This window comes from Methylobacterium sp. C33D (assembly GCF_053345825.1).
In genome coordinates, this window is record NZ_JBKFAV010000081.1 from 1 (window position 1) to 6,539 (window position 6,539).

Genomic DNA, 6,539 nt, shown 5'->3' on the forward strand with positions numbered 1-6,539 from the left:
AGATGTATCAAGGGCGGGACATCTGAGCGGAAGGATGACGCTTTGCCGTCCGGAGGGCGAGTAAGCGCGGGCATTGCGTCCGCTTCGATGCATCCTTGCCCAGAAGCAGACCAGCCGAATTCCACCCCGAGCAGACAGTCCGATAGCGACCCTTTGCCGTTGTCCAAGCCGCACGTGCGTCTTCCCGAAAGCGGAACCGGTAGCAGTCTAGCTAGAGGATCCTGAAGTGTTAGGCTTTCCCATTCCGCTTCGCAAAGAAGGGACATATGCCAAGCTGATCATGTTTTACGCTTGCCTCGACTCCAGATCCGGATACCAGGTCTTGGACGGCCCCGATTGCTGTAGCGCACGCGCAACACACAAACCTGGATGGATGACAATTTATAGCGCTTCCAAAAGATTTGTGAGGTTTATTAAAATTACTACAAACTAGACTTGTGCGCATAGCTTCGTACAAGCTTGACCGCCTATGTTTCCAGATTGTAACGGACACGGCCCAATTAAGGTTGGTTTGTGTCCGTGGCCGGTTCTCGCATCAAATGCAAAAACAACGCGGTACTCGCTGCGTCGACCGCGCTCGTATTAGTAGCGCAATCAGGCTCACTGATCGGCTTCGGTCCAAGTTCTGCGGTAGCGCAGCTCGCAGCTGATGCTACTCAGGAAGTGCAGCTCGACGAATTGTCTGTCGCCGGGAACGGCGGACCATCCAGCAAGGTGGACGGCTATCTTGCCAAGAACAGCGTTAGTGCGACGCGCACCGACACACCCTTGCGCGAGGTCCCGCAGACTGTCGTCGTCGTGCCCGATCAGGTGCTCACCGACGCAGCAGCGACGCGCATCGACACGGCCCTGGACCTCGCCGGTGTCGGCCGCGCGAACAATTTCGCGGGTCTCGGCCTGAGCGAGTTCACGATCCGCGGCTTCTCCACCGGCGAGTATTTCCGCAACGGCTTCCCGATCAACCGGGGCTATCCGAACTCCCCCGACATCGTCTCGATCGAGCGGATCGAGGTCCTCAAAGGTCCCTCGGCCTTCCTCTACGGCCGCGGCGACCCGGGTGGCACCTTCAACATCATCACCAAACAGCCTCTCGCTGAACGCTCCTTGGCGGTCGGAACACAGTTCGGCAGCTTCAACCAGAAACGTACCACCTTCGACGCTACGGGAGCCCTAGACCAAGACGGCCAAGTGCTCGCTCGCGTAACAGGCGCCTTTGAGGACAATGGCAGCTTCCGCGACTTCGTGCACGGTGACCGCTACTACCTTGCGCCGGTGATCGCCTGGAAGCCATCAGCCGATACCACGATTACCCTTGAGGGCGAGGTGCTGAGCACCGCGACGACCTTCGACCGTGGCGTCGTGCCCATCAACGGCAATCTGCGTGCTCTGCCGCGCAACCGCTTCATCGGCGAGCCCGGTATCCCGCCAGTACGCAATGACAATGCGCTCGGCCAACTCCGGATCGAGCACCACCTTGATCCGGACTGGGTGGTAACCGCGGGTGCGCAGGCGCTCGGCGGCCATCTTTACGGCGACGGTGTGGGCGCCATGAACGTGCTCAGCGACGGCCGGACCCTACGGCGCACCTTCGAGCACCGCGACCTGAGCTGGTCCGATCTCGACCTTCAGTTCAATCTCGCGGGCAAGTTCGAGACCGGTCCCTTCCGGCACACCCTGTCGATGGGTCTAGAGTACGACAGCTACCGTTACCGGGAGATCTTCAACCGCTCGAACGCGAACGCAAATCCCTTCGCCCTCGACCTGCTCAACCCCCGCTACGGTCGGCTGCCGCTGCCGCCACTTGGCTCGATCACCAACTTCCTGCAGAACATTCAGAGCTACGCCGGCTACATCCAGGATCAGATCGACATCACGCCGCAACTCCATGCTCTCGTCGGGGTGCGCGTCGAAGATCTCGGCCTTGTCTCGACCGACTACCGCACCGGCCGCACAACGAGCCTGCAGGAGACTGTCGCGACCCCGCGCTTCGGCCTCGTCTACGACCTCGCGGATTGGGTCTCAGTCTATGGCAACTACGGCCGCTCCTTCTTCCCCAACACCGGCACAGACCGCTCGGGGCGTCCCTTCGCGTTTCAGCAAGGCGAGGGCTACGAGGCCGGTGCGAAGCTCAGCCTGCTCGACGGGACCTTGAGCGCCACGGCGGCGGTGTTCGACATCCGGCGCACCAACGTCCTCACCGTCGATCCGGTGGATCCGAACTTCAGCGTTGCGGCTGGCTCCGTGCGCAGCCGGGGCTTCGATCTGACGGTCGCGGGCTATCTCGCACCCGGTTGGCGGGTGTTCGGCACCTACACGCATGTCGACGCCGCCGTCGCGCGCGACAACACGCTGCCGGTTGGGACGCGGCTCGCGAACGTACCTGCCAACAGCTTCGCCATGCAGAGCGTTTATGAGTTCCAGAGTGCCGAGCTGCGCGGCCTCGGCCTTGGTGGCGGCGTGACTTATGTCGGTCAGCGTGCTGCCGGGACCGCGCTGTCGACCTTCAAGCTGCCGGAATATACAGCCTTCAACCTGATCTCGTACTATTGGATCACGCCGGGGGTGCGGATCTACCTCAACGTCGACAACCTGTTCGACGCGACCTACTACGATCGCGCGTTCCAAAATCGCTACGCAACGCCAGGCGCACCCCGCACCATCATGGGTGGTGTCGCGGCACGGTTTTGACGAACATCCCGGTCGGCAAGGGGATGGTCTGCGGTGGCTCGCCTGCTGGAATGGCGGCCACGTCCGCTTCCATTCATTTCCGCCCGATAGGCGTCGGACTGGAAACCACTCCGAGCAGGCATTCCGGTTTCGACATATGGCGGCTGTCGAGCACACCTCCGCCCGGTTCCTGGTCGCTCATGAAGTAGGCGCAGTGTCTGAGTTGGTCCATTAGGGCACGCTCTAATGGAACGGGCGCTGCTGAACGGTCACGCTCTGCCTCAACAGTCCAATAGCAAGCATCTTGAGTTTTGGGACGGGATCACGTTTGGGTTTTCGAACCTATTGGAACAAGGGCCCCCTTCGCCTCATGCTCGTCGGTTACGCGCGTACCTCGACCCTCGAACAGGAGGCCGACCTCGACGCCCAGATCCGTGATCTCACCGCGCTCGGGTGCAGGAAGCTGTTTCGCGAGCAGGTCTCCTCCGTAGGACGCCACACCCAGCTCCAGGCCGCCATCGATTTCTGCCGCGAGGGCGACGCCCTCGTCGTCACCAAGCTCGATCGTCTCGCCCGTTCAGTCACCCACCTCGGCACCATCATCACCGCGCTCGAGGCCAAGGGTGTCGCCCTGCGGATCCTGAACCTCGGCGTCGATAGCGCCACCCCGACCGGGCGCCTGATGCTCAACGTCCTGGGCGGCGTCGCGCAGTTCGAGCGCGAGATCATGCTGGAGCGCCAGCGAGAGGGCATCGCCAAGGCGAAGGCAGCCGGCCGCTACAAGGGCCGCAAGCCGACGGTGCGGGCGCGGCAGGCCGAGATCGAGGCCCTGGCGGCGGAGGGGCTCAGCATGGCGGCGATCGCCGCCCGCCTTGGCATCGGCAAGGGCAGCGTTCACAGAGCCGTCGCGCTGACGGCTGCTGGCTGACGATGAGGGTACCGGCCGGACGCCGATCAGAACCGATACCACTGCCGAGCGCCATGCCGATCACTCAGCACCAGCTTGCCGCCGCCGTGCTCGCGGCCGATGACATCGTCGATCGGCAGGCTATCGCGGCGTTCGTGGCCGATGCGGCGGCGCAGCCGGCGCCGAACCCGTTCCCCAACACCAGCGCTGGAGCCGTGCGTCAGGTCTGGCGGCAGCGGTTCGTCGAGTTCCAGTCGTTCGGCATCCAGGTGGCGGGCCTTGCCTGTCTGCTCAAGAGCCTGTCCGACATGAGCGTAGACGAGCCTCTGGTGCAGGAGATCCTGCGGGCCGGCCCTCATACCGCGAACGTGTTCCGCCATGGCGATGGCTCCCGGATCGTCGGTGCCGTGCTCTACGGCAAGCCCGGCTTTGCTCTGCCGGTTCTGCCCATGCCGGGGAGCCTCCACCGGACCTCCAGCCGTCGGACGCGCCTGCGGGCGCGAAGCTCGACGGTCAGAGACGATCGTTTGTTCGGATCGGCGCGTGGCGCGCGACTTCACGCAGTGTCATCATGGAGAGAAGCGGTTCAGATGTCACAGGACAGCACACTCGCAAACGCCCTGGCCGACGTGAGGCGGCAGCGTGCAGCCCTCGAAGCCGATTTCGAGCGGGTCGGCGCGGAGTTGACGAAGCTACGCCTGGCCGAGCGGTCCCTGGCCTCCATCGTCGAAGGGACGCCCTTGGAGGACCTCCCCGACGAGCAGCCCCGTCGCCGTGCCTCGGCTGGCGACGATCAAGCTCGTGGCGGGCGGGGTGCAGGGCGCGGGCCCCGCGGCCCTCGTGCGAACTCGGCCAAGGGCCGGTTGAAGGCGCTCCTGGAGGAGGCCGGGCCGCAGGGGCTGTCCCATGCTCAGATCAGCGACCGGCTGCATGACGTGGCACCCAACACCCTGGCCACGTACCTCAGCATGATGACGACGAGCGGCGAGGTCGAGCGGCACGGCGACTTCTACCGTGGCGCCGCTTCGGTTGCCGAGCCCGTGGCCGACACCTCTGACGGTGGGGATCCCGACGGTGCCGAGCACGCGCCGGCCGAGGAGGGATGAGTGTGCCGCCGAGCGAGGACGAGGACTTCGAGCACTCCTCGCTGTCCGGCCCCGTGAGCCACGACGGCGAGACGATCGACCTGGAGATCTACCGCCGTGCCGGCTCGCAGGATCCCTGGCGGATGGAGGTCGTGCACATCGGGGGTGGTTGCACGCGGTGGTCCGCGGAGTTCGCCACGGATCAGGAAGCCGTTCGAGCGTTTCGTGCGCTCGTTGCGGAGCACGGTCTGGCGATCTTCGCCAGCCGAAGCCGGGATCCGCAGCACTGATCGCGTCGTCGCTCGGCTTGAAGGGCACGGGTTGTGACGCTGGAGACCTGCCGGCTATGGGAGGCCAGGGGCCTGTAGCTCAACGGTTAGAGCCGACCGCTCATAACGGTCTGGTTGCAGGTTCGAGTCCTGCCGGGCCCACCATCTCTGCCGGAACTGCGATGCCCTACACCCTCCAGCGATTGGCCGCCGGCAGCAGTGCCGGCCCCGGAAATCAACCTTGGCGCGCCCCTTGAGCGTGCCGGCGATGGCGGACAGGATCATGGGCCGGCTCCGGGGACAGAGCGGCAAGCTGAGCGGGTATGGCTAACGACCCGTGAACGAAGAGCCGTTCGGGTTTGCGACAGGCCCTTCGTCTTAGCGCATGCTACTTTTCATAACCGATCAATTATAGACTGGGCATTTAGATCCACCCGGCATGACAACCTCTTTCCCTTCGCGCTCGGCCCAGGAAATTTGCCGCTTGAATGTTAAACCCTGCGGACCGAAGATCCACTTATATAGGGAGGATCCGATAAGAGGCGTGTACGGCATCGTCACCTCAGCTAATATGTAGCGGGCTCCATCGAACTGATACGTGGCTGGTGTAGCCGGCAGTCCACCTGTGCCGTTTATCTGGAGCACTGGGCGCGCATTTTGTGGCCAACTGGAACAGACGCCACCGTAGAAAACACCATTTATCGCCTCGACGCCCATAGCATTGACGACAGTGATGATATTTGATGTGTCAAGTGGGCGCATGACGACAGCGGCAAACTTGGCAATCGCCGCCATATCGTCTGTCGAAGGTTTTTCGTTGCCAGCTTGGCCTGATAAATCCGCGACAGTGCGGGCGAACAGGGACAATTTGCGACTAGCACCGACCATTCGGGTCAGCTCAGCGGTTCCAAAATAAATCGCGACCAAAATCGGCAGGATCAAAGCAAATTCGACCGCCGCGACTCCGCGGGAGTTCCGACGAAATGTGCCGATCAATTTTATATGAAACGTCATGCTACGCAATCTTTGCTCAGTCGTTATTCGAGGTTGGTGTCTCCTTCTCATCGACGCTCGAAATCACGCCGAGGAAAATCGCATTGTCTCTGCACTGCTCGATTAGAGATTTTGTCCGATTGTGATCAGATAGTATTGCGGCGCGAAGCTCTTTCAACCTGCGACTGGCGATCGTTGAGCGGGTTGGATTAGGTAAGGCCAGCTCCTGACGAAGCCTTGTGATCGTGCGGCAGTCGGTCATGACACTTTCATCTACAAGCCGCGCGGGTCCTGGATGCGCGCTTAAACGCGAACGGCCGGAGCGCTGCCCCGGCCGTCATGTCGATCTCAGGGCCGAGGCTTACCGGAGGAGCTGGAGGACGCCCTGCTGGGCGGAGTTGGCCAGCGACAGGGCCGAGATGCCCATCGACTGGCGGGTCGACAGCGCCTGCGAGTTCGCCGCCTCCTGGTTCAGGTCGGCATTCGTCAGATTGGCTGAGCCGGTCTGCAGCACGTTGATCAGCTGCTTGGAGAAGTCCTGGCGGTTCTGAACCACCGACAGGTTCGAGCCCAGCGTGCTCGCCGCGGAGTTGAGCGAGTTGCCGGCGCTGGTCAGGG

At 62.9% G+C, this 6,539-nt stretch carries 7 protein-coding genes and 1 tRNA gene; 5 read left to right on the forward strand and 3 right to left on the reverse strand.

Going from position 1 to position 6,539, the window contains the following annotated elements:
* Nucleotides 1-663: 663 nt before the first annotated feature.
* The 5 genes from ACLBXO_RS31225 to ACLBXO_RS31245 all read left to right on the forward strand — a co-directional run bounded on the left by ACLBXO_RS31225 (nucleotide 664) and on the right by ACLBXO_RS31245 (nucleotide 5,093).
* Nucleotides 664-2,688 (forward strand): TonB-dependent siderophore receptor, encoded by a 2,025-nt coding sequence (locus tag ACLBXO_RS31225; RefSeq protein ID WP_447687846.1) that lies wholly within the window; start codon nucleotides 664-666, stop codon nucleotides 2,686-2,688.
* Nucleotides 2,689-3,037: 349 nt separating this feature from the next.
* Nucleotides 3,038-3,595, forward strand: coding sequence for a recombinase family protein (locus ACLBXO_RS31230; protein WP_447687847.1), 558 nt, complete (start codon nucleotides 3,038-3,040; stop codon nucleotides 3,593-3,595).
* A 569-nt stretch (nucleotides 3,596-4,164) separates the two neighbouring features.
* Nucleotides 4,165-4,680, forward strand: a complete 516-nt coding sequence (locus ACLBXO_RS31235) for a hypothetical protein (RefSeq protein WP_447687852.1) — start codon at nucleotides 4,165-4,167, stop codon at nucleotides 4,678-4,680.
* Nucleotides 4,677-4,949: a hypothetical protein gene (locus tag ACLBXO_RS31240; protein ID WP_447687848.1), complete on the forward strand. Its 273-nt coding sequence runs from the start codon at nucleotides 4,677-4,679 to the stop codon at nucleotides 4,947-4,949. Before ACLBXO_RS31235 ends, ACLBXO_RS31240 begins: the two co-directional genes overlap by 4 nt.
* A gap of 68 nt (nucleotides 4,950-5,017) precedes the next feature.
* Nucleotides 5,018-5,093 (forward strand) — tRNA-Ile (locus tag ACLBXO_RS31245).
* Nucleotides 5,094-5,333: 240 nt separating this feature from the next.
* Here the strand turns inward: ACLBXO_RS31245 and ACLBXO_RS31250 are convergent.
* From ACLBXO_RS31250 to ACLBXO_RS31260, 3 genes are all read right to left on the reverse strand, one after another.
* Nucleotides 5,334-5,942 carry a TadE/TadG family type IV pilus assembly protein gene (locus ACLBXO_RS31250; RefSeq protein ID WP_447687849.1) on the reverse strand — a complete coding sequence of 203 codons (609 nt, stop codon included), beginning with the start codon at nucleotides 5,940-5,942 and terminating at the stop codon, nucleotides 5,334-5,336.
* A 16-nt stretch (nucleotides 5,943-5,958) separates the two neighbouring features.
* A complete protein-coding gene (locus ACLBXO_RS31255) occupies nucleotides 5,959-6,183 on the reverse strand; it encodes a hypothetical protein (protein ID WP_447687850.1) in 225 nt (74 codons plus the stop codon).
* 99 nt (nucleotides 6,184-6,282) lie between these two features.
* Nucleotides 6,283-6,539, reverse strand: a 257-nt coding sequence (locus ACLBXO_RS31260; protein ID WP_447687851.1) for a flagellin, incomplete at its 5' end; no start/stop codon positions are given.